The sequence below is a fragment of the Dietzia sp. B19 genome (genome assembly GCF_014145155.1).
GTDB lineage: Bacteria > Actinomycetota > Actinomycetes > Mycobacteriales > Mycobacteriaceae > Dietzia > Dietzia natronolimnaea.
The window spans coordinates 1-2,326 of record NZ_JAALED010000408.1 but is presented as its reverse complement, the minus strand read 5'-3'; the positions used below and the strand labels follow the sequence as shown (position 1 = coordinate 2,326).

Annotated in this window: 1 protein-coding gene and 1 pseudogene; both read right to left on the bottom strand. The window is 71.2% G+C overall.

The window, feature by feature from the left end:
* Positions 1–1,515: 1-deoxy-D-xylulose-5-phosphate synthase (gene dxs, locus G6020_RS11840; protein WP_182610766.1), on the bottom strand; the 1,515-nt coding region annotated here is incomplete at its 3' end.
* Between the two features lie 117 nt (positions 1,516–1,632).
* Positions 1,633–2,326 (bottom strand): annotated as a pseudogene (locus tag G6020_RS11835) (class I SAM-dependent RNA methyltransferase); the annotation flags it as partial.

Here is a 2,326-nt window from a genome sequence, read left to right as displayed (position 1 = left end):
GTCGGCGTCGCCGGACCCGTGCACCCGGTCGACGCCGTCGGTACTGGTCTCCAGTGCCGGGACGGGTTCACCGACCGAACCCTTGGGAAAGCGCACGACGGTCGGCCCGTCGGTCACCTCGACGGCCTCGCGGAGCTCCGCGCGCAGGGTCTCGGCGTCGCGCGGTGCGGCCACCCGGACCCCGGGGACGATCCCCGTCAACGACAGGTCCCACATCCCGTTGTGACTGGCGCCGTCGGGGCCGGTCACCCCGGAGCGGTCGAGCACCAGGGTGACCGGCTGCCCGAGGAGCGCGACGTCCATGAGCAGCTGGTCGAACGCACGGTTGAGGAAGGTGGAGTACACGGCCACCACCGGGTGCATCCCCCCGAGCGCCAGTCCGGCGGCCGAGGCCACGGCGTGCTGCTCGGCGATGCCCACGTCGAACATCCGGTCCGGGAAACGTTCACCGAACGCCGTCAGTCCGGTCGGCCCGGCCATGGCCGCGGTGATGGCCACGACGTCGTCCCGTTCGGCACCGATCTCGCACAGTTCGGCGGAGAAGACCGACGTCCAGTCGACCGCGGACGACTCCGAGAGCGGTCGGCCGGTGTCGGGGTCGATGACCCCGGTCGCGTGCATGAGGTCGGCGACGTTGTTCTCCGCGTGGACGTACCCCATGCCCTTGCGTGTGACCACGTGGACCACCACCGGGCCGCCGAAGTCCTTGGCCAGCCGCAGCGCGGCCTCGGTGGCGGCCAGGTTGTGTCCGTCCACCGGCCCCATGTACTTCAGTCCCAGGTCGGCGAACAGCTCCTGCGGCGACACCACGTCCTTCAGGCCTGTCTTGATCCCGTGCAGGATCGAGTACACGGCCTTGCCGACGACGTCCTTGCGCGCGCCCAGGGTGCGCTTGGTGTGGTCCATCGCCTTCTCGTAGGCGGGCTGTAGCCTCAGGACCCCGAGTCGTTCGGCCAGGCCTCCGATCGTGGGGGAATACGATCGTCCGTTGTCGTTGACGACGATCACCATGGGCCGGTCTTTGCCGGCCGCGATGTTGTTGAGCGCCTCCCAGGCCATCCCGCCGGTCATCGCGCCGTCGCCGATCACGGCCACGACGGTGCGGTCGGTCTCCCCGCGCAGGGAGTACGCCTTGGCGAGACCGTCGGCGTAGGACAGCGACGAGGTGGCGTGCGAGGACTCGACGACGTCGTGGTCGCTCTCCGCGCGGCACGGGTATCCCGACAATCCGCCGCGGGTACGGAGCCCGTCGAACTGCTCACGACGACCGGTGACGATCTTGTGGACGTACGACTGGTGTCCGGTGTCGAAGACGATGGGGTCCCGGGGGGAGTCGAAGACCCGGTGCAGGGCGATGGTCAACTCCACCACACCGAGATTGGGGCCGAGGTGCCCGCCGGTGGCGGAGACCTTTCTGATGAGGAACTCCCGGATCTCGCCGCAGAGCCGGACCAGCTCGTCGGGTCCGAGTGCACGGAGGTCGGAGGGGCCGTTCACCTGATCGAGCACACTCATTGCCGTCGACTGCCCCTTCCCTGGCCGCACCCCTCAGGGTCGAACCAACAGTCTACGGGCAATCGGCGCGAGACCCCGCCGGCGCCTCGGCCGGTCGAGGTGCGCCACAGGGTCGGGTCAGCGCGCGCGGGGGGAATCGAGGACGGCGAGACCCTCCACGTGGTGCGTCGCGGGGAACGCGGCCACCCCCCGCAGGTCCGTCAGCGTCCAGCCGGCCGTCACCAGGACCCCGACGTCGCGGGCCAGACTCGCCGGGTCGCACCCCACGTGGATGATCCGCGACGCCGTTCCGCCCGCGAGCGCGGTCATCACGTCGATCCCCGCACCACCCCTCGGCGGGTCCAGGATCACGAGATCGGGCTCACCGTTCCGGTCGGTCCCACCGACCGTCCGGTCGAGGAACGTCTCGACCCGCGCAGCCACCGGGACGACCCCCGGGCCGACGTCGAGGGCGGTCCCCACCGCGTCGAGAGACGGACGTGCGGATTCGACGATGGTCAGCTGCGCGCGAGGGGCGACGTCGAGCACCGCCGCGGAGAACAGGCCCGCCCCCCCGTAGAGATCCCAGACCACCGGCTCCGCCGGTAACCCCGCGGTGGCGGACACCGCGCGGCGGACGAGATCGGAGTAGTGCACGGCAGCGGATCTGTGCGACTGCCAGAATGCGTCGACCGGTAGCCGCCAGGTGTGCTCGCCGACCCGTCGGGTGACGGTGGGGGGACCCATCACGGGCTCCCATGCCCCGGCGCGGGAGGACCGGGCCCGCGCCCGGGTCGCCGCACCCCTCCGGGACCCGCGATCGCGCCCCCGT